The following is a 21,627-nucleotide window of genomic DNA, read 5'->3' as shown; positions in this document are numbered from 1 at the left end:
GTGCTGGGCGGGCCGTATGTCTGCCTTGCGCATCAATTGGCGTATTATTTACTCATGCAGTCGGTGAGTTTTTAGAATCTAGTTATCCTTTAGGGTAGGGTCGCCAGATTTCACTAGGACCACACTAAGATCTGACCTATCGATTTAGTACTCACCGATTCTATTTTAGGTGAAACAAATTCTTTAACCTCAAGATGATTGTCGCGAGGGCAATATGTTTTTTTCGAATAAAACGGCGATTTTCGCCGCCCATTATCGTATTCTGGTGACCGATGCTTTTTGGCTGCGGTCCGCGATATATATCTGCGCAATCTTGATAAGCGGTCTTGGTCAACCGGCTGCGGCGCAGAATGCGCTGGCACGCTATGCCATATCTAGTGGCGACGCGCTGCAGTTGGATATCCTCGACGACGCAGAGCCACCTTATCCGCTGATCGTTGGTAATAGCGGCGACGTGCAGCTGCCGTTTTTGGGCAGCCTTCCGATTGCGGGGCTCACCCTGTCTGACGCGCATCGGATCATCAACGATGCCTACGTTGATGGTGCCATTTTCCTATCCCCGAAACTCGATCTGTCGGTCGTCAATGTGCGGCCCATTTCGGTCTTAGGCGATGTGCAGACGCCAGGCTTTTTCGACTACCATGCGGATATGACGTCAGAGCAGGCGATTGGCTTGGCCGGTGGCTTGATGCGCGAACTGGGCGGTGAAGAAGCGCGGTCGTTGCAACGGGTCGCGCTGCGCGGAGAGTTGGCGGCAAATCAGGCCGCCATTGTCCGCGAGGCTGTCGCAGCAGAGCGGCTCCGCATGCAGTTTGCAGGGCGCGACCGTATTGATGCGGCGCAGATTACCTTTGCAGGGATCGATCATCCCGATGCTGCGCTGATCGCCACCTTGATCGCGCAGGACGAAGACATCATCGCAGCAGAGCGCGCGCATTTCGAGGCTGATCGCAACCTGATTGCCCAGGCGATTGCTGATGTCGGGGTGCAAACCTCTTTGATCGAAGAACAGATCGCTGCGCAGGTCGCGCAGATTTCTAGCTATGACCAAGAGCTGTCAAACGTCGCAAAGCTACAAAATCAGGGCCTTGTGGCCTTACCAACCCGCAACCGTCTACTGCGCGAAGTATCAGACGAAGAAACAAGCCTGCTGCGTTTGCGCACAACGCTTGTTTCGACCCAGCGCGAAATGAACCAGCTTAAGCGAGAGCTGCTTAGCCTTGATTTTCAGCGTGCCCAAAACTGGCGCCAAGAAATGGCAGATGTCGGCGTCGCAGAAGCGCAACTGCGCGAGACGCGCGCCTCGCTTTTGCAGCGTCTGGCCCTGCTTGAAGACTGGACGCGCCGCTCTGCGGACACGGCAGAAGATACGCGGATCGAATTGATGGTGCGGCGCCGGGCGGCGCAGTCGGGTCTTGTGACCCTCGAAGTGACCGAAACCGACACGATCCTGCCGGGCGACGTGCTGATCGTGCGCTTGCTGCGGGACACTTCTAGTGCTGACATCTTGGCAGAGGGAACGCTATGAACCGGATGGCTTTCAAACATCGGCCCTTGCCTGACCCGCCGCGTGTCAATGCAGGATTGCCAAGTCAGGACGTGATCGATCTTGCGTCAATCATTGGCGCACTGCGGCGTAACCGCTGGCTTATCGTCGCGTGCATCGTCGTATCGGGTTTGATTGCGGTGCAGGTACTACGGACCAGCAAGCCGGTTTATTTTTCAAATGTCGAAATTCTGCTTGATACCCGGCAGGAACGGATCGTTGGCGTCGAACAAATTGTGTCCGACTTGAACGTGTCCAACTCTACCGTGGCGGGCGAAGTGGCCGTGCTGCAATCGAATCTGTTGCTGGGGCGCGTTGTTGACCAGCTTGATCTTGTGACCAACCCCGCTTTTGACCCCTATTTGGTCGAAGAGCCGGGCCCCATCGCGCGTCTTGTGGATGCGGCCAAGATTCAACTTGCGCAGATTGGCTTGCTCGAAAAAGTGCCAGAGCCGATGCCCGACGCCGCGGCAGACCCGGCAGGCTCGCTAAGCGCGCAAGACGCGCGCAATCTGGTGATCTGGCAGCTGCGCCGGAACCTAAGCATTTTTCAAAGTGGCATTTCCTACGTCATCACCGTGTCAATGAGCGCGCATGACCCCGAACTGGCCGCCCGCATCGCCAATGCCGTGGCCGATCAATATATCGAAGATCAGCTTGCCGGAAAACTTCTGGCCACTCAGCGGGCCATCGACTGGCTGGACAACCGCCTTGTGGAACTTGAAGGCGCGCTGCGCACAGCCGAAGACGCAGTCGTCGAATTTCGCGCGCTTCAAATCCGCGATCAGGGTGGCAACGTGCAGGGCGTGGCGCAGCAGCTGTCGCAGCTGAACGCCGCCGTCGTGGACGCCCGCAATGAACGGGCCGCCGCCGAAGCCCGGCTGACGCAGGCACAGCGTTTGTTGAACGAAAACGGCCCAGAGGCCGCGGCCGCGGCGCTGAATACGCCGCGGTTGACCAGCCTCGATACAGAGATGGCAGACCTAGAGCGTCGCCGCGCACAGCTTGCGACGCGCATGGGCGCGCAACATCCTGATATGCTAGCGCTGGAACTGGCACTTGATGACCTAAGACGCGACCGCGTTGCCGCTATTGATACTGGTATAAAAGAGCTTGATGCGTCGCTTGCGCAGGCCAAAGCGCGCCAGTCTGCCATTTCCGACGACATCAGAAGCACCCTGCAACGCCAGCTTGACCTGTCCCGAACCTCTGTCCGGCTTAGCCAGCTTGAACGCTCTGCCAGTGCAACGCGGCAAGTCTACGAAAGTTTTCTGAACCGGTTTCAGGAAACCACGCAGCAGCTGGAATTCCAGCGTCCCGACGCCCGCATCATCACCGAGGCACAGCCACCGCTAAGCCCGGCACGTCCACGCAAAAAACTAATCATTGTCGTCGCGCTATTTCTAGGGGGGATCCTTGGGGTTGCGACCTGCTTTGTAAAAGAGGCGCTGGATCGCAGTATTCGCCAGCCAAAACAGCTTGAACGGATCACGGGCGTGAAGGTGTTGGCCTCTTTGCCAAAACTACCAGCCCCCGGTCCGCTGCGGAACCTGCTCCATCGCAAGCGTCGAAAGCAAGACGCGCTGATCTATGACGAAGGTCTGCGGATGTTGCGCTATGCCTTGACGAACCCCGCATCGCGCAGGCCGCCAAAGGTCGTGATGCTGACCGGGGCGGACTGGAACGTCGGTTGTTCCGTGACGGCGCAGGGACTGGCGGGGGTGCTGTCAGCGATTGGTCAGGACGTAGTGATCGTCGAATCCAATTTCAGGCATCCAAAACAAGCCGAGATCTGGGGTGTGGAAAACACCGACACGACGTTGAATTCCTATCTGACCGGTGACGCCGATCTTGCCCAAGTCTTTGCGCGTCATGTGGAAAAGCGCATCTGGATCGTTACAGCGGCCCAGACCGCTGGCAATGCGGCCGACTTGTTGTCCGGCGACCGCTTCCGCACCTTGATCGAGGGGCTGTCCGCCCAGTTCGACACCGTCATTCTGGATGCGCCGCCTGCGATGGGCGTCGCCGATACCACCATTCTGGCTGACGTGGCCGACGCGGTCATTGTTGTGGCCCGCAGTGGCCGCACACGCGGCGACGCTGTCGTGTCAGCCATACAACTGATCGGGGCCTCTGGCGCGCCCGTCGCCGGCACGGTTCTGACCGACGTCGAAATTGGACGAAAGACCCTGCCGCTTACAACATCACAGCCGTCTACAGTGAAACAGACTGCTTTCGTAGAAAGGTTGACCGATGCCTGAAGATTCTGCGCTAGTTGCGCTTGCCGAGGCGGACCTTGCACCGCCAGCGCGCGTCGCGCTGATCCATTACTGGCTTGTTGGTATGCGCGGAGGAGAGCGCGTGCTGGAGGAAATGCTAAAGCTTTATCCCGACGCTGATATCTTTACCCACGTCGTTGACCGGGACAAAATTAGCCCTGCATTGGCTGCCCGCCCCATCACGCAAACCTTTGTCGGCCGCCTGCCTGGCGCGCGGAAACACTACCAAAAATACCTTGGCCTGATGCCCCGCGCCCTCGAAGAACTGGACCTAAGCGCCTATGATCTAGTCCTTTCATCGGAATCAGGACCGGCAAAAGGGGTCATCACGCGGCCCGATGCGACGCATATATGCTATTGCCATTCGCCCATGCGTTACATCTGGGATCACTACGCCGCCACGAGTGCCCAACTGGGGTGGTTGCAGCGCAAATACTTCTCTCAACTCGCGCATCGTCTGCGTCAGTGGGACACCAGCACCGCCGCACGGGTAGATCATTTTATTGCCAATTCGCGCTTTGTCGCGGCTCGGATCGACCACACCTATCGGCGTGATGCTGCGGTCGTCCATCCGCCGGTCGACCTTGATCTGTATGGGCCAGCAGACGCGGACGGCGCACCAGTGCCGCAGGCAGACCGGGGGTATTACCTTTATGTGTCCCAGCTCGTGCCCTACAAGCGGGCGGACCTTGCTATCGATGCATTTCGCGGGCTTGATCTACCGCTTAAGGTCGTGGGCCAAGGGTCCGAGTTTGAGCGTTTGTCACAGAATGCGCCTGACAACGTCCAGATGCTAGGCCGGGTCGAGGATGCCGATATGCCGGACCTTTATCGCGGTGCCCGCGCCCTGATTTTCCCCGCAGAAGAGGACTTTGGCATTGTACCGGTCGAAGCCATGGCTTGCGGCACGCCCGTGTTGGCCTATGGCCGTGGCGGCGCGCTTGATTCCGTCGTGCAGGGCAAAACCGGTCTGTTCTTTCCAGAGCAGACAGTCCCGTCCCTGCAAGCCGCCATCGGTGATTTCGAGGCGCGGCGCGATGCATTCGATCCTGCCCGCATTGCGCGCCACGCGCAGGGCTTTGGCGCTGAACGGTTCCGGATTGCCTTAAAGGCACAGATCGATGGTGCGCGGCGGCGTCACCATGATCGGTTTGCCGTCGCCTAATGGGATGGCTGGACTGGCAGCACCAAGGCAGAGCCGCCGTCTGGCCTAAACCACAGCGTATTGTGTGCAATGCGCGGTGTGGCCGAAAGTGCGTTCAGCCCTGCGCCGTTCATGTGCCGCTCCAGCCTTGGAAAGCTGGCAGAACTGATGTGCAGCCCGATGCGATGCCCTGCGGCGATGCGGTAAGCGATGGGGGGGAAATCCACATTTGCGGTGACCACATCCGCGGGCGTCAAAAGCGGCGCAGGGCGGTCAAAACCGTTCCGGTATCGCAACCGCAGCGCGCCTTGCTGGATCGCCAGCATGGTGCCATCCGGGCCGATATCCATCAGCACAGCGACCAGATCGGTATCCGGGGCATCCGTGGACACCACGATCCGCGCTGTGATGTCACCTGCCAGCGTCAAGGGTTCCGGCAACGGACCCGAGGTGAAGGCAAGAATATCGCTACGCCCTGCATTCGGGCGTTGGTCCAGCGGCCCGGCAGGCAGGTTCAGACCGCCGGTGCAACAAATCGGCCCGCCAATCGATGGCGTCGGATCCATCGGATCATAGGCAAAACTGGCGCTGCTTGGTGCAGCGGGCGCGTTCTGCGTCAACTGACCGGGCTGCAGATACCACGTTTGCGCCGCAACATTCGCCGGGGGCCAAACATCAGAGGTGTCCCACCGATCGGCACCGTTTACGAAATAAGTATACTGCGGCATCTGGGGCAGGGGCGCATCGCGCAACCAATGGTCCAGCCAACTGGCATAGATTGCATCCAAATCAGGCGCGCTGGCGGGCGCTACGGTAAGGTCGCCGACACCTCCGGCTGCAAAGGCGGCATTTGGGTCGCAATGCAGGCCGGGGCCAATGATGACATGCTGGTGATCGCGGGCCGCAATCGTAGTGGCGCGGGCGCGCATCAGGGCCGCCGCCTCGAAGGTGCCGCGCACGCCGATATCATGCCAGGTGTTCATATGCAGGGCGGGCGTGTCAAAACTGTCAGTGGCCTGCAAATAGCCAAGTGCGTCCCAATAAGCTTGATCGTCGAAATGGCTCAGAAAATCCTCGTAATCTGTAGGATCGGCGCGGTTGCGCGATACCAACGTGCCCGTGGGCAGCTGCCCGATCACTTGCGCCGCGTCGATGGCGACGCCGTGCATCTGATCGCCAGTTTTGCCGCCATTGGCGGAAAACCAGCCATATGCAGCGGCAAGGTTCGGAATGCCGCCTTCGAAGAAGGCGAAATAGGCGCGCGATGCGCTGCCGCTGCCAATCGCGCCGCCAGCGCCTTCGGCAATCAGCGCCCGCAGGTGGGGGCCGCCTGCCTTGGCCTGCATCAACTGCACCTCGCCCAAGGCAGAGCAACCGCCCATCGCCACGCGGCCATTGGACCAGTCCTGCGCTGCAATCCAATCCAGCGTGGCAGAGCCGTCGGACACGGCGCCCGCATAAGGCGCGAAAACCCCGCCCGACCGGAACCGTCCGCGGATATCTTGCACCGCGACGGCATAGCCGCGTGGCACCCAAGTTTGGACCCAGCGCAGCGCTTCGCCGTAGGTGGATTTGCCGTAGGGCAGGCGGATCAGAATTGTGGGCAGATCAGCGGCCGCGCCCTTGGGCCGGTAGACGTCGGTCGCAAGTGTGACGCCATCAGGCATCGGAATCATGATGTCAGGGGCCAGGGTGATCCCAAGGATCAGTTGCCGCGCCTGAAACGCCAATTGCCCCTTCATCTGACGCAAGCGGTCCAGCTGGCTCAGGCCGAGTCCGGCTACGGCGGCGCAGATAAGGCATCCAGCGATGATGCGGCGCGGGGTCATGCCGGGTGCCTTTGGGATGGATGTGCAGAATGACCATCGTGATTGATATATGGACTTGGCAGTTGGTCGATTCCGATCCAGCAGTCCTGTCGCAAGAAGAGCGCACGCGCGCTGCGCGCTTTGTATTCGACCGCGACAGGGACAGCTACATTGCAGGCCGCAGCCGGTTGCGACACATCCTTGGCACCTATCTGAACCAGGCCCCCATTGATTTGAAGTTCAGCTATGGCACCTATGGCCGACCTTGGGTGAATGGCCTGCAATTCAACCTGAGCCACACCGGCGATCTGGCCTGCCTTGCCGTTTTGCAAACCCCGCACCAGCTTGGGCTGGATATCGAGGCGGTCCGCCCCATCGACCTTGATGTCGCGCAGGCCCATTTTGCACCACGTGAAATGAACGCGCTGCTGGCGCTGCCTATGGACGCCAGAGTGCCCGCCTTTTACCGCTGCTGGACCCGGAAAGAGGCTTATCTGAAAGCGCGCGGCACGGGGCTGTTTACGGACCTGAATTCCTTTGTCGTTACGTTGGGCCCGCAGGACGAACCCCGGCTTACGTTTTGCGACAGCGGCGATGCGGCGGCGTGGACCTTGCAAGATGTCCGCGTTGCGCCGGGCGTCGCTGGCGCCCTTGCCGTCCGCAGCGCGGGTCAGGATGTGCGCGTTGTGCGGCGCGCTGCGCTTTAGAATGCGTTTCAAACGGCGCATAGAAAAAACGCCTCGCATTCCACAGGGCCAGTCATCTGGGACAAATCCAGCCAAAGCGCGATTTCAGTAAAGCCCGCAGGCATGCGCCCGTCGCCCGCGGCCTCTGGGTGGGTGTTGGCGGAATTATTGCGATAGGTGCTCCAGTCCGACGTGACCGTGACGGGCCAGCTATCGCCGATAGCCACGCGCGCGTCGCCCCGCAGCGCCTGCACTGTCGCATAAAGCGTGCCCGGAGTGTCTGATCTAACGCGGAAAAACGCGCCGACCTCTGCCCCCGGCTGGCATTGCCCAACAACCCAAAGGTGCCGTGTGCCTGCATCAATTATCAAGGTTGCATCCGGATTAGGATAGGGCACTGCAGCGCCTAAGGGCGTGTCGCTGCTGCGCAGATCAAACGGCGCGGCGCCCAGCAAATTCCGGTCCGCACGGTGTTGCACCAAGGGGGCCATATGCCGGGGCCGCCGCCCGCGTACAAAGGACACATCCAGCCGTCCCGGCCCCCCTGCCAGCGCGCCGCTTTGGCTGCGCAGATTGTAGACGGTGACCTCTTTCATTGCGGCGGTCGCAGCGCGGGACTGAAGGGCGAAAATGTAATCGCATTGGTTGCCCGCGTCGAAATCTGCACCCGTCACCATAAAGGTACCGCCTGCGATATCGATATGCCCGTGGCCGACGTCGAACAGCGGCGCGTCGGCGGCCTTGGGGCGGTTCATCTCTAGGTGGCAACCCTGCAGCAGCACCCGGCCAGACCCGACGACAACCTGATCGACAAAGTCGATCGAGGTGCCAGACAGCACGAACTCTGCGCCGTTGTTCAAGATGGCGATCCGGCCGCCATCAATAACGCTGTCCGTCAGGGTGATCATCTCTCCTGCATCGCGGCTGCCGCCTAAAAAGTGCAGGCCAACACCGCAAGCGATCCGTAGGCCCGCGGCGCGGATCAGATAGGCGCGGTGGGACAGGATCATCCCGGTATGAAAGCCGCGCACGGTCACATCGCGCAATTGCAGGCGTGACGACATTGCGTCTGCCTCGGTCTGAAACCGCAGGCCATGCAAGGCGGTGCCGCCGCCGGGGCCAGCGATTTCTATGCCCTCTAGCCATTTGTGACCGTATTGCCGGCTTGTCTTGGTCGCGCGGATCAGGATCGCCTCTCGCGTGGCTTGCGGTGTGACCGTCAGCGCGTCGATCCGCGCTGCGCCATCGGCGCGGAGTGTCAAAGTCGCCGCTGCGGGGTGGTCCTCGACCTCGAACATCGACTGCCCGGGGGCCAGCAGGGTCGTGCCGCCAAGCTGCGTGCCATCAGCGGTATTGAGTGTGACGAAAACTGCGGGGTAATCCTGCCAGCCGGACAAAGCCCCTAACGTCACCGCAACACGGACGCGCCCGCTTTGCGGCAATGACAGGGGCAGGGTCAGCGCATCGCTGCCTGCGGGGTCGCTGTGCAGTGCATCGTCCTGCCAGCGCCAACCCGGCGCGGCTTTGACATATTGCAGCGTGGCAAGGCTGTCGCGGCGCGGAGGTTCTGGCATTTCGGCAAAATCCAGCACCGCACCGTTGCCGCGCAAGATGATGGCCGTGGGATCAATCACCAGCCGCGACCGGCAATCATAGCGCGCTGCGCCTAGGTCGATGGCTAGCGGGCCATGGGCTTCGGCATGCGCAATGGCGCGGCCAAGGCGCAGCGCGTCATCGGGGCCATCCTGCGCCTGCGCAAACCATGCGGGCTGCAGCGTTCCATGTGCGCCGATGCGTCGCCACTGCACGCCGTCCGGGCCTGCAACGCGCAGGATGCCATCGATGGGGCGATCATCGGTCGCCGCCTCGAACCAGCCCTGACCGGGCACATGTACCGGATGAGGCGTGGGCGGCTGTTGCGCTAAATCCGAAAGATCGCGCAGCACATCAGGCACTTTGCCCCGCGCGGCGCTGGCCCCCCCAAAGGTCAGCCCAGCGATGCCCGTCGCCCGGATCAGATGTCGCCTGGAAATCATGATCGTCACCCTTTGTGGATTACGTGGCCTTAGGCCGGGGCCAGATTTTCGATGGGAACGGTTTCCCGCGCGGCAGGGCGCAGCACGTGGCGATACAGGGCAAGATGGCTGTCGATCCAGCCATCCATGCCGTGACCCAGCGCAGCGCCGACCGTGCGCGCCGCACGGCCCAATGCTGCCACCTGATCATCGTCGCGCATCACCCGCCCAAGCACGCGCGTCAGATCATCCGCATTTCCCGACGCAAACGGCAGGGCCACCCCAGCCTGCGTCAACTCTCGGGCTGCCAAAATCGCATCCGACACCACAAGCGGCACGCCAGTGGCAGCCGCCTCAAAGGCTGCCAGGCAAAACGGCTCTGGGCTTTGCGAGCCGACGACGACAACGCGGGCCTGCTGCAAATGCTGCGCAAGGGCGGTGCGATCTGTCCAACCGTGATAACGGTGGCAAGGAAAGCGCGACTGCAGGTCAGCCAAGTCCTCTCCGGTGCCGTAAAAATCGACGCGCAGACCTAGGGTGTGGCCCGCTTGCGCAAGCTCATAGACCCCTTTCAGTCGCTGCACCTGCCCGATGTGCACGATGCCGCGCTGTTGTTCTGGCGCGGGAACGGCGTGGCCAAAGGGCGACACGGGGTTGCGGATCGTGACTAAGTTTTCCGGCTCAATGGCCCTGCGCAAGGCAGGGTGCATATCCGGATGGATTGCCACAAAGGTCGCGGCCTTCAGATGCGGCGCAAGTCGAGTAGCCAACACCGCCTGCCGGGCTGCGCGCCATAATTTGTGTACATGGGCCCGCTTGTCGCAACGGGTCGTTATGCAGGACAGCGAAAGCGGCGTTCTGTTGCACACTGCAGCGCGGCCATAGTCCAGATAAGCCCCATTCGGGCAGGCCAGAAAGTAATCATGGGCATGGATGACGGTGCGATGCGCGACAGGAGCCAAGGCATCAAAGATCGAAGGCGACAGTATATTGGACCAATTGTGCAGGTGATACAGGGTGCGCGGCGTGTCATTCTGCGCCATCCACGACCGCATCTGCTGCGCACTGTCGCGACTATAAATCCCGCGCGTTGCTGCCGTTGCAGCGGATTGCTCTAGCAGCCTTGCCCCGCCAAAGGCGATCCTTTCGGCCCCGGTTGGCGCGCTGTCGCCGCCATCGTCACCCACGATCGCAGTCACCCGTTCGCCGCGTGCAGCCAAGCCACCAGCCAGCGCGCCGGCCAGATAGCCCGCGCCGCCTTGGTGCGAGGAATAGTCATTCACGATCACAATACGGTCAGGTCGGGTCATCGGTGCGGCCTTTCATATCTAACACACGCAGGGGGTGGGCGGTGCCGCGCAGCAGGTCCGCCACGGCAGCAAAGTTGCCGCGCAGCCGCCCGCGCCGGTCGACCCACGGCTCAGGCCGTAGCGATTTGGCCGCGTTGGCCAGCATGTTGCCGCCGATCAACCGCAGCGCATGACCCGGCTGCATGATCGCGCCGCGCATAAGGTAAAACGGGTTCGCCACTTGCGAATAACCCAGCTTGATCCCGCTGGTGCGCCCAGCCTTGGTGCCAAGGTGAACGCCGCGCAATGACGTCGATTTCACGCAACGCCCGAATGCCGCAACCCTGCGCGAGAAATCGACATCTTCTAGCCAGCCATAAAGCGGTAAGTTTTCGTCAAAGCGCAGGGCATTGTCGCGGATTGGTGCGGTGCGAAACGCCATGTTGCAGCCGTAGCCGTTGTTCACCTCTACCAACCCATCCGGGGCAGGCGACTGCATCCCTTCCAAAATGGCATGGGCCGCGTCGTGCGTCAGCCCTGCCGTCCCGATCCCATCGGCCTGCACCTGTCCGGTAGCGACCACAATGCTGGGTACGCGGATGAACAGATCCTCTAGCTTTTGCACAAAGTCGTTTGCCATGACGAAATCATCGTCAAGAAACAGGACGACATCCGCGTCTTCTAGGTGATCCAGCACAAGGTTACGCTGCCGCGTTAGACCCTTGGCTCCAAACATGACCGACACAGGTACGCAGCATTGGCGCACTGCAGTGTCGTCAATATCCCCCTGACCCGTCGCCGAGACGATGACCCGGTCCGGCCGGCGGGTTTGCCGCGTCAGATCGTTCAGGGCCTGACCCAGATCCGTGCGGCGGCCAAGGGTCGCAATCGCAAGGGTGATCCGCAAGGTATCCGCGCGCGGATGGTGCGGGGCTGACATGCTCATTGGACAAGGCTCCTTGTTTGCAAATGGGGCATACGGGGCATTGGGGCTGCATCGACGGTCGCCGGATTGCGCCGCGTTGCAACCGCAAGCGCCGCCAGAAAGATAAGCGGCACGCCCGGGTCGGGCACCGTGGCGGACAACATCAAAGACACCAGCGCGGCCACCGCACCTAGCCGGGTGGCGGCCAGCGTATCCTCTTGCCCAGCGATCGCTCGCCCGCCAAAGGCCAGGATAAGGAATGCGCAGAAAGCAGCCGTGCCCGGAATTCCGACGCTGCCCAGTAGGACAAACAACAGCCCGTTTGACCGCAGCGAACCTGCCCCAACGCCCAGCCCCATACTTTGCTGCAGCGCCTCTAATCCGCCCATCATCCAGGCAGAACGTTCCAAGCCCGAAGAGCTTTGCGATTTGTTGATGATCAGATCGTTGATCACAGAGGCGACCATCGCAGGTGCGTCGGTCATGGTGAGCGCCGCAGCCAACCCCAGCCCGCCTGCGGCCAACACGACCGCAAACCCCAAAAGCATCCCGCGCGATGTTTGCTCTGGCACCCGCACCTGAACCTGTAACATTAAAATGCAGGTCACGACGGCCACTGCCAGCAGTCCGGTCGCCGATAGCGCAAGGCAGGCAAACACCCCGTTGCCAAGCGCCAGCACCGCATCGCGCCTGCGGCCCGTCCGCAAGGCGAGGGTTGCGAAATAGGCGAAAAGCACGGCGCTAAAGGCCCCGAAACTTGCGGATTCGGAAAACCCGCCAATGACGCGGGGAATGCCTGCAACGGTGGCTTCGTTCATCAAGGAATAGCTGGCGGTTCGGATCAAGGCCAGCACCGGGTCCAAAGCGGCCATATCAAGCACACCCAGCCCCAGATTGACGCCCGCCGCCCAAGCCATGCACTGATCGCCAAACGCTGCGCCGCGCCGGCTAAGCTGATTGACCGCGACGATAAACAGACCCGAAGCCAAGACGATATAGAAGGTCTGAGAGATGTTAGAGCTGCCCGGAGACAGCCAAACCTTGCCCCAAAGGAAAGCCGTGCTGACGCGCACGCCGCCCGCTGATCGCGACAAGGAAAACACCATGATTTCGCCGCTGAAAAGGCGGACAAGAACCGTTGCGGAAAAGATCGTATAGGCGGCAAAAATAAGGATGGCGATGGCCGACGGCTCTAGCCTGATCGGGTCGCCGCGCATCAGCCGTCCAAGCAGCAGCAAAATACCCGCGCCCACGGCCGCGGCAGAGGCGACATTGACCGCCAGCAGCGATAAGCCGCCCAACTTTGGCAGTCCTACGATAGCCAACATGCCAAAGGGCATCATCACGGCCACAAGGATCATGATACGATGAATGCCGCCTAAGGCGAAAATAGCCAGCAGCAGAAAAAATACTGGTGTCAGAGGATAGATCTGAATGATCCTGCTCCCTCTATGAATTAAAAAATAAAATATATGCCCGTGATTTAAGGGCTATCTGAAGGATCGGTGCTTAAAAAATCAGCAGTCGAAAATAGACTAATGTACAATCTCATCGCAGATTCTGGGTGTTATGGCAATTGAAACTTACACACCGTGTCAATGGGGTAGGGCAGGTGATCCGAATCGAATGGCAGAAATAAGCGGGTTTCCGCAAATTTTGATTTTTTCGGCGGTTTTGTGACCATTTTTGCGTCACTGTTCCTGTCTTACCTGGTCGGTATGCCAAGTTTAAGGTCATATTTTTCCCTACAACCTATGGGTATAAGTTTTTTTTAATGTCGTAATAATTTTAAAACTTATTATTTGGTAAGAAATTAACTAATGTTAAGGAATGGTTAACGAAAATAGGCTGAACTCTGCTTGCCGATTATTGATGGTATTAGATTCGGGATTTATCTGGATCGCCGCATCGTTAGGTGCAGCCCATATTTTTTGGGCGACAAGGAATTTTTACTAATGGATTTGACGAGCGGCTCAACCGTTCGAAGGGGGAAGCTTTGCCAACTCGAGCGCAATTTAAGAACGTAAATGATATTACACAGAGCCCGGATCTTTTGGCCTCGATATGCGACCTGTTTTTTACTCAGGTTTCTAATCGAGGTCAAAGGATCGCCATTATCCAAGACGATCGCCAGCTGACTTATGACGGATTATCCCGTCTGGCTGGCACGATCGCGCAAACGCTTCAGTCCGCGGGCGTCCGTAAGGGCGACCTTGTGGGTATTCTGGCGGGGCGCAGCATTGAAACGGTCGCGGCGCAGCTGGCTATTATGGCCTTGGGTGCCGCGTTTGTACCACTTGATCCGGCAACGCCAGATCAATACCGCAAGACGGTCGTATCTGCCGTCCAGCCGAAGGCGATTGTCTGCCAGGCCGCATTTCAGGAAAAGGCAGCAGCGCTGACAGGTCAGGCGATCACCCTGCCATTGGAACCGGCACCAGATGCCCCTGCGTTGCGCGTCTTTCAGGACGATCCGCATTCTCGGATCGGCGCAGAAGACCGCGCCTATGTTATCTATACCTCCGGCTCGACCGGGGATCCCAAGGGCGTGATGGTCCCGCATCGCGGCATTTGCCGCTTGGTTCGGGGGCAGGATTATGTGCCGCTTGGACATGAACAAGTCGTTCTGAACCTGGCTTCCGTCGGGTTCGACGTGATCTTGGGCGAGATTTACAGTGCGCTGCTCAATGGCGGCGTGCTGGTTGTCGTCCCAGAGGCGGCTCCTTCGCTTGACCGGATTGGCAGCATCATCGCCCGCAACGGTGTCACGACGGCCTATATCACGGCAGGGTTGTTTCACATTATTGCAGAACAGGACGCCGCGCTGCTGGCCCCGCTGCAATCCGTTATTCCCTGCGGTGACGTGCTTTCGGCTGCGCATGTGGCCACGGTGCGCCGCGCCCAGCCGCATGTGCGCATCATCAACGGATATGGCCCAACAGAGGCCGCTGTCTTTACCTGCTTTCACACCATCCCGGACGAATGGGACGGCGGTCCAATCCCAATCGGGCGCGGCCTGAACCACGACATACGCTTTGTGCTGGACGACAACCTGCGCCCCGTACCGCGAGGCGAGATGGGGCAGTTGGCAGTGGGCGGGCAGGGCGTAGCCTTGGGTTATCTTGGCCGGCCTGATCTGACCGACGCGGCTTTTGTGAATTTGGATCACGCGGACGGCGTACGGGTTTATCTGACTGGCGATCTGGTGCGCGAGCGCAGTGACGGTGTGTTTGAATTCCATGGCCGCGCCGACCGGCAGATCAAGATCAACGGCCAACGGATAGAGCTTGATACAATAGAACATGCCCTGCGCAAGGACCCTGCGGTTGATGATGCGGCCGCAGTCGCAATCCCGCGCTTGGGGGGCGGCAAAAAAGTTGTCGCTTTCGCTATTCCGGCCAAAGGCCAGCACGTCGCGGTGCAAGAAATCTTGCACCGTCTGCGTGAAATCCTGCCTGCAGCCTCCATTCCATCCCGTTTGATCCTGCAATCCGCCTTCCCGCTGTCACGGTCGGGCAAGGTGGACCGCAAGCAACTTGCGCAGGGTCTATCAGAGGTTCAGACACCGGCCCCACTCGGCCATCCTGTCCCAATCACGTTGGCCGGTACAATCCGCAGCGTGTGGGCCGGTGTTCTGGACACAACGATCAACGACGACGACCTGACCTTCTTTGATCACGGAGGCACGTCACTGCAACTGATCGAGGCGCATGCGCTTTTGCAGGACCGCATTGGTCGGTCGTTCGATATCGCCCTGATGTTTCAGGCCCCTCGGGTTCGCGCGCTTGTCCGCCTGCTAGAGGGGCCGTCACCGTCCCCAGCCGAGACTTTGGCCTATGCTGTTGATCCGCTCGCCGCGCGGCGCGCCGAAATGGCCCGCGCCCGTAACAGGCAAAGGAACCAATGATGAAAGATTCAATTCCTGCCCAGGCAGAGCCCGGAACGATCGCGATTGTCGGTATGGCGGCGCGTGTGCCGGGGGTAGAGTCGATTGACGCCTACTGGAAGGCCATTTGCGATGGCCGTGACCTAATCCGCCGCCACGACACTGACGCCTTGGCCGACAACTTTTCCGACGCAGAACGGGCGCGTGGAAACTATGTGCCGGTGCGCCCGTCGCTTGACGATGCGGCGATGTTTGACGCGCCATTCTTCAACATGCTTCCGCGCGAGGCCGCCCTGCTTGACCCGCAATTCCGGGTCTTTTTGGAAACCTGTTGGCAGGGGATGGAGGATGCGGGCTATGACCCGGACCGTGTACCGGGGCCTGTGGGCGTCTTTGGCGGCGCTTCGATGCCGACCTATTTTCTGAACAACGTGCTGACTGATCGCGCCACGATAGAGGATTTCGTATCCACCTATCAGCTGGGCGATTACCAGCAGTTCATGGGGGCGATGGGTGACACCTTGGCGACCCGTGTCGCGTTCCGCATGGGTCTGACCGGGCCTGCATTAACCGTCTCGACGGCCTGTTCGACATCGCTCGTGGCGGTGACGCAGGCCTGCCAAAGCCTTGATGCGTTTCACTGCGACATGGCGATCGCGGGCGGCGTGTCGATTACATTTCCACAAGAACGCGGCTATTTTTATCAAGAGGGCGGGATGGTGTCCCATGACGGTCACTGCCGCCCCTTTGATGCGTCTGCGACGGGCACGGTCTTTGGCCACGGCGCGGGCGTTGTGGTCCTGCGCCGGTATGAGGACGCGCTGGCGGATGGCGACCGGATCTATGCGGTCATTCGCGGCAGTGCGCTGAACAATGACGGCAATGACAAGATCGCCTTTACCGCGCCCAGCGTGACGGGTCAGGCCATGGTCATTGCGATGGCGCAGGGCATTGCCGACGTGGACCCTGGGTCCATCGGTTATGTTGAATGCCACGGCACCGGCACGCCCCTAGGCGATCCGATTGAATTTGAAGGGCTCAAGCAGGCCTTTGCAGGCGTCGATCAGGGCCGTATCGCGCTGGGGTCCAGCAAAGCGAATATCGGCCATTGCGATGCCGCTGCAGGGGTGTTGGGGCTGATCAAGACGACGCTGATGCTGCATGACAGGGTCATCCCGCCGCTTGCAAACTATACCTCGCCGAACCCTCGGATTGATCTTGCGACTAGCCCGTTCCGCATTCCGCAAATCGCGACCCCTTGGGTAGAGGCCGGACCGCTGCGCGCTGGCATTTCCTCTATGGGGGTCGGCGGCACCAATGCGCATTTGGTGCTAGAGGAAGCGCCTGTGCCAGTGCCAAGCCCCGATGGCGGGCTTCACATTCTGCCCTTATCCGCCCGCACGGATACGGCGCTGGCGGCCCAAGCCCTTGCGCTGGCGGATGCCCTTGATGCACCGGATGCGCCGCCTTTGGCAGACGTTGCTTTGACCTTGCAAGAGGGCCGCCGCGCCTTTGATCTGCGCACCCATGTTGTTGCCGCCACGGCCTGCGAGGCCGCAGCAGCCCTGCGCGCGCCAATGCGCGCAGTGAAAGCGGCCAAGGACGCGCCGCCCGTCGCATTCATGTTTCCCGGGCAGGGCGCGCAATATCCGGGCATGGGGCAGGGGCTTTACGCCACTGAACCCGCCTTCGCCAAAATCATCGACGCTGGCAGCGAGGCCCTGCGCCCCGCGCTTGGCCTTGATCTGGCAGAGCTGATCTATCGCAGTGACGACCCCAAGGCCGCCGCCCGTGTTCTGCGCGACACCGCCATCACGCAGCCCGCGCTTTATCTGATCGAATACGCCACCGCGCAGTTGTGGCTGGACCGCGGCGTTAGGCCAAGTGCGATGATCGGCCATTCGGTTGGCGAATTTGCCGCCGCGACCCATGCCGGTGTTATGACGTTCGACACTGGTCTGTCCTTGATCGCCGCGCGGGGCCGACTGATGCAGGACCAGCCGCCGGGCGCCATGTTGTCCGTGCGCGCGGGCACTGATGCGCTGATTGGCCTGCTACCGGACACCATCGACATTGCCGCCCGCAACGCGCCCCAGATGACAGTCCTTGCTGGTCCATTGGACGCGATTGCGGACCTTGCGGCGCAGCTTAGCGCGCAGGATATCCCTTGCCGAGAGCTGCATACCTCGCATGCCTTCCACTCTGCCATGATGGATCCTGTCGCCACCGCGCTTCAGGCTGAGGCCGCGCGCCACAGCTTTGCGCCGCCGCGCATCCCTTATGTCTCTTGCGTGACGGGGACCTGGATCACCGACGATCAAGCCACAGATCCCGCGTATTGGGCACAGCACTGCCGCGCTGCCGTCGATTTCGACGCTGGCATCCGCACGCTTTGCGCCGGCAGCCAGCCGCCCGCATTGATAGAGGTCGGCCCCGGCCGCACCTTAAGCGCATTTGCGGCACAGGCGGTGGCAAAAGATGCCCGCGCTGCCATCATTCAGTCGCTGCCCGATCACGACGATCCGGCGGGCGACGCTGCGCAAATGGCGGGCGCTGTCGGTGCGCTTTGGTCCGCTGGGGGCGCTGTCGACTGGGCGGCCAACCGCACAGTGCCGGGACGGCGGACGAGCCTGCCCGGTTACCAGTTTGAGAAATCGCGCCACTGGATCGACCCACCTGTGCCGCAGGCCCGCCAGCAGGCCGCGTACGCCGCGCCCATCATGTCACCGCAAATTTCGAATACAAAGCCTGAGGAACCGATCATGACCACCGTTTCCCGCACGGACACGTTGACTGAACAAGTCCTGTCCATTCTGTCGGATTTGTCCGGCGACAGCTTTACCGCCGCCGACGCCGATTGCACCTTTCTAGAGCTTGGCTTCGACTCGCTGCTGCTGGGGCAAGTCACCCAGCGGCTGGCCCGCACCTTTGATGTCACACTGACCTTTCGCCAGTTGATGGGGGCCTTCCCAAGTGTCGCGGTTTTGGTGGCACATCTGGACGATGTTCTTCCGGCCGAAGTGGCACCGCCGCCCGCGGCCGCGACAGCACCAACCCCGGCCCCGGTATCCACTGCTGCAACGGCGCAACCTGTCCCGCCAGCCGTGCCTGTATCGGGCGATGTGGCCGGGTTGATGCAGGCGCAGACGCAAGCGATGCTATCGCTTTTTGACACCCAGCTTCGCACGTTCGCCAGCGCATCCCCCGCAGCGGCCGCGATGACAACAGCGCCACTGGCACCTGCCGCTGCGCCAAAAGGCCGCCCGCCCGTCGCCGCATCTGCAGATGCACCTGATACGCGCCACGATTTGAACCGCCGTGCGGCCCAGCTTGCTGATTTTACTCCGGCGCAGACGGCTTTTATTGCCGCGCTTTGCGATGACTACAGCGCCAAGTTTCCTACATCAAAATCCCGGACGCAGGATTACCGCCGTAAACTTGCCGATCCCCGCACCGCCGCTGGCTTTCGCCCCGAATGGAAAGAACTGGTGTTTCCTGTGATCGCCGAGACGGCAAAAGGCGCTTACCTGACCGATACGGATGGCAACCAGTTTATCGATCTGGTCAACGGCTTTGGTCAGACTGCATTTGGCCATTCGCCAGACTTTGTGACCGACGCTGTCAGCGCCCAGATGGCCAAAGGATTTCCCATCGGCCCGCAAACGCCGCTAGCCCACGAAGTTGCAGCAAAATTCCTTGCCATTACCGGTCACGACCGCGCTACGTTCTGCAACACCGGATCAGAGGCGGTGATGGCCGCTATGCGCCTTGCCCGCGCGGTCACCGGGCGAGAGACAATTGTGACCTTCAAAGGTGACTACCACGGCCAATTCGACGAGGTGCTGGTCAAAGGCCGCGCGTCGGGCGACCCAACGGCGCTGCCTGCTGTGTCGGGCGTACCGTCCTCTTCGGTCGCGAATATGGTCGTGCTAACCTATGGCACGCAGGACACGCTGAACTGGATTCAAGATAACGCGGACGACATCGCCGCGGTACTGGTCGAACCCGTGCAAAGCCGCAGGCCGGACCACCGCCCCCGCGCGTTTTGCGAGGAAATCCGCCGTATTACCGCCGCTTGCGGCGCCGCGATGATCATGGACGAGATTGTCACCGGTTTCCGCGTGGCCCCGGGCGGGATGCAGCAGTTGTGGAACATCACCCCGGATATGGCGACCTATGGCAAGGTTGTTGGCGGCGGCATGCCGGTTGGTGTGCTGGCGGGATCGAAGCGGTTCCTTGACGCCCTTGATGGCGGCTTCTGGTCCTTTGGCGATGATAGCGCACCAGAGGTGCCGCCGACCTTTTTTGCTGGCACCTTTGTGCGGCATCCTTTGGTGCTGGCGGCGGTCTCTGCCGTGCTTGACCATGTCGCAGGGCCGGGTGCGGCGCTGTATGACCGCATCGCCCCGCAGACTGAAGCGCTACGCGACCAGATGAATGCCGCATTGCAGGCGCGCGGTCTGCCGCCTGCGATTATCGGCTTTTCCAGCTGGATGATCGTCAACCTGTCATCTCTTGATCCGCGCGCCGCGCTGCTCCACCCCATGATGCGTCTGGGCGGGGTGCACGTGCACGACGGCTATCCTTGGTTTTTCACGACCGCCCATACCCAAAATGATTTTAAACACGTGGCAATGGTTTTTGCGGACGCTTTGGATCAACTGCAGTCCGTGGGCATTTTGACCGGTGACAGCACGGACGATGACCCAAAGGGTACAAAGCCCACAACGAAAACTGGCACCGACACCATCCCACTAACCGCGCCGCAGACAGAGGTCTGGATGTCCGCGCAAATGGGCAAGGCCGCCTCTGGCGTGTTCATCGAAAGCGCCAGTCTGCGGTTGCAGGGCGATCTGGATGCAAAGGCGCTACAGACCGCGCTGAATAAAGTGATCGCACGGCACGACGCGCTGCGCCTGTCCTTTGACGCCTCTGGTCAGGCGGCGCGGGTCATGCCAGCGCTGTCCCTGACGCTAGACCCTATTGACGTGAACCAAGACGGTCTGGACAACCTGATCGCGGCCGATGCTGCAATGCCGTTTGATCTGACGGACGGCCCGCTTATTCGCGCGGCGCTTGCGCGGCTGGCACCGGACGATCATGTTCTGTTATTCACGATGCACCACATCGTCTGTGATGGTTGGTCCAGCTATCTGGTGATCGAAGAGCTGGCGGCGCTGTATAACGCCGCTGTGCAGGGCGGGCAGGCCGATCTGCCGCCGCCTGCCAGCTTTGCGGCCTATGCTTGTAGTCATGGTGACCGCACCCCCAGCGCTGCAACCGATACATTTTGGAAAGCGACCTTTCCAAAGGCCCCCGACCTGCCAGAGCTGCCGCTAGATACCCGCCGCGATGGTCAGCGCAGTTTCGCCGGGGCGACGCATGTGCATCTGATTGACGCGGATCTTGCCAAAACGCTCAAGCGTGCTGCCGGGCGCGAGGGGGTGACGCTGTTCGGCGCGCTGGCCGGATCACTGGCGGCGCTGCTGTCCCGGCTCAGCGGGTCGGACGATATCACGCTGGCGGTGCCAACTGCCGGGCAAACGCTCTTGCCTGATGACCGTCTGGTGGGTCATTGCGTCAACCTTTTGCCGGTGCGGCTGCAGGTCGCGACGGACGCGGACACAACATTGGCCGACCACCTGAAGGCCGTATCCACCCGCGTGCTGGACTGTTTCGACCACGGCGACACGACTTATGGCACCATCGTGCATGGGTTGGCAGATCGCGGCGATGTATCACGTTAGCCCCTGACAGAAGTTCAGTTCAACCTTGACCAACAGCCCGCTGATTTCGGCTTTGACGGGATCGCGGCGACACTTTCGTCGAACCCGCGCGCCTATACCAACTTTGATCTGATCTTTAACGTCACCGAAAGCCGCCAAGGCCTGCGTATCGATCTGACCTATGCAACAGACGTGTTGAACGCGGATACCGTAGCCCGCTGGTGCGAGCATTATCAATCCGTACTCGCAGCCGCAGCCCGCGATATGCAGACCCCTTTGCAAGCGGTGCCGCTGATAAGTGCGGCGCAGGCCGCCGAACTGGC

General features: G+C 60.8%; 10 protein-coding genes and 1 pseudogene. 6 read left to right on the top strand and 5 right to left on the bottom strand.

The window, feature by feature from the left end:
* The first annotated feature begins 214 nt into the window (after nucleotides 1-214).
* The 3 genes from BM131_RS10035 to BM131_RS10025 are packed head-to-tail and all read left to right on the top strand — an operon-like array spanning nucleotide 215 to nucleotide 4,990.
* The gene (locus tag BM131_RS10035; RefSeq protein ID WP_090189044.1) at nucleotides 215-1,528 is read left to right on the top strand and encodes a polysaccharide biosynthesis/export family protein; all 1,314 of its coding nucleotides are present in this window, start codon (nucleotides 215-217) and stop codon (nucleotides 1,526-1,528) included.
* Nucleotides 1,525-3,807: a GumC family protein gene (locus BM131_RS10030; RefSeq protein ID WP_090189043.1), complete on the top strand. Its 2,283-nt coding sequence runs from the start codon at nucleotides 1,525-1,527 to the stop codon at nucleotides 3,805-3,807. Before BM131_RS10035 ends, BM131_RS10030 begins: the two co-directional genes overlap by 4 nt.
* Nucleotides 3,800-4,990 carry a glycosyltransferase gene (locus tag BM131_RS10025; RefSeq protein ID WP_090189041.1) on the top strand — a complete coding sequence of 397 codons (1,191 nt, stop codon included), beginning with the start codon at nucleotides 3,800-3,802 and terminating at the stop codon, nucleotides 4,988-4,990. Before BM131_RS10030 ends, BM131_RS10025 begins: the two co-directional genes overlap by 8 nt.
* On the opposite strand, the gene BM131_RS10020 is transcribed toward BM131_RS10025, so the two are convergent.
* Nucleotides 4,987-6,798, bottom strand: coding sequence for a CocE/NonD family hydrolase (locus BM131_RS10020; RefSeq protein ID WP_090189039.1), 1,812 nt, complete (start codon nucleotides 6,796-6,798; stop codon nucleotides 4,987-4,989). The two genes, BM131_RS10025 and BM131_RS10020, sit on opposite strands and share 4 nt — an antisense overlap.
* 29 nt (nucleotides 6,799-6,827) lie before the next feature.
* Here BM131_RS10020 and BM131_RS10015 point away from each other — a divergent pair, with 29 nt between their 5' ends.
* A complete protein-coding gene (locus tag BM131_RS10015) occupies nucleotides 6,828-7,484 on the top strand; it encodes a 4'-phosphopantetheinyl transferase family protein (RefSeq protein ID WP_175499274.1) in 657 nt (218 codons plus the stop codon).
* A gap of 8 nt (nucleotides 7,485-7,492) precedes the next feature.
* Here the strand turns inward: BM131_RS10015 and BM131_RS10010 are convergent, their stop codons facing one another.
* The 4 genes from BM131_RS10010 to BM131_RS09995 are packed head-to-tail and all read right to left on the bottom strand — an operon-like array spanning nucleotide 7,493 to nucleotide 13,053.
* Complete coding sequence (locus BM131_RS10010) at nucleotides 7,493-9,499, bottom strand: hypothetical protein (protein WP_090189035.1); 2,007 nt, start codon at nucleotides 9,497-9,499, stop codon at nucleotides 7,493-7,495.
* Nucleotides 9,500-9,528: 29 nt separating this feature from the next.
* Complete coding sequence (locus BM131_RS10005; RefSeq protein ID WP_090189033.1) at nucleotides 9,529-10,788, bottom strand: glycosyltransferase family 4 protein; 1,260 nt, start codon at nucleotides 10,786-10,788, stop codon at nucleotides 9,529-9,531.
* Nucleotides 10,775-11,713, bottom strand: coding sequence for a glycosyltransferase family 2 protein (locus BM131_RS10000; RefSeq protein WP_217646855.1), 939 nt, complete (start codon nucleotides 11,711-11,713; stop codon nucleotides 10,775-10,777). Before BM131_RS10000 ends, BM131_RS10005 begins: the two co-directional genes overlap by 14 nt.
* Complete coding sequence (locus BM131_RS09995; protein ID WP_090189032.1) at nucleotides 11,710-13,053, bottom strand: hypothetical protein; 1,344 nt, start codon at nucleotides 13,051-13,053, stop codon at nucleotides 11,710-11,712. Before BM131_RS09995 ends, BM131_RS10000 begins: the two co-directional genes overlap by 4 nt.
* 554 nt (nucleotides 13,054-13,607) lie before the next feature.
* Between BM131_RS09995 and BM131_RS09990 the strand changes: the two genes are divergently transcribed.
* Together BM131_RS09990 and BM131_RS09985 are read left to right on the top strand one after the other, a co-directional pair.
* Nucleotides 13,608-15,599: a non-ribosomal peptide synthetase gene (locus BM131_RS09990; protein ID WP_090189030.1), complete on the top strand. Its 1,992-nt coding sequence runs from the start codon at nucleotides 13,608-13,610 to the stop codon at nucleotides 15,597-15,599.
* Nucleotides 15,596-21,613: pseudogene (locus tag BM131_RS09985) on the top strand (aminotransferase class III-fold pyridoxal phosphate-dependent enzyme); the annotation flags it as partial. The gene BM131_RS09990 and the pseudogene BM131_RS09985, both read left to right, overlap by 4 nt.
* Between the last annotated feature and the right edge of the window lie 14 nt (nucleotides 21,614-21,627).

Origin of the sequence: Loktanella salsilacus (assembly GCF_900114485.1) — a bacterium.
In the GTDB taxonomy this organism is placed as follows: domain Bacteria; phylum Pseudomonadota; class Alphaproteobacteria; order Rhodobacterales; family Rhodobacteraceae; genus Loktanella; species Loktanella salsilacus.
The sequence above is the reverse complement of the archived record's forward strand: the minus strand, read 5'-3'. Positions and strand labels throughout refer to the sequence as shown.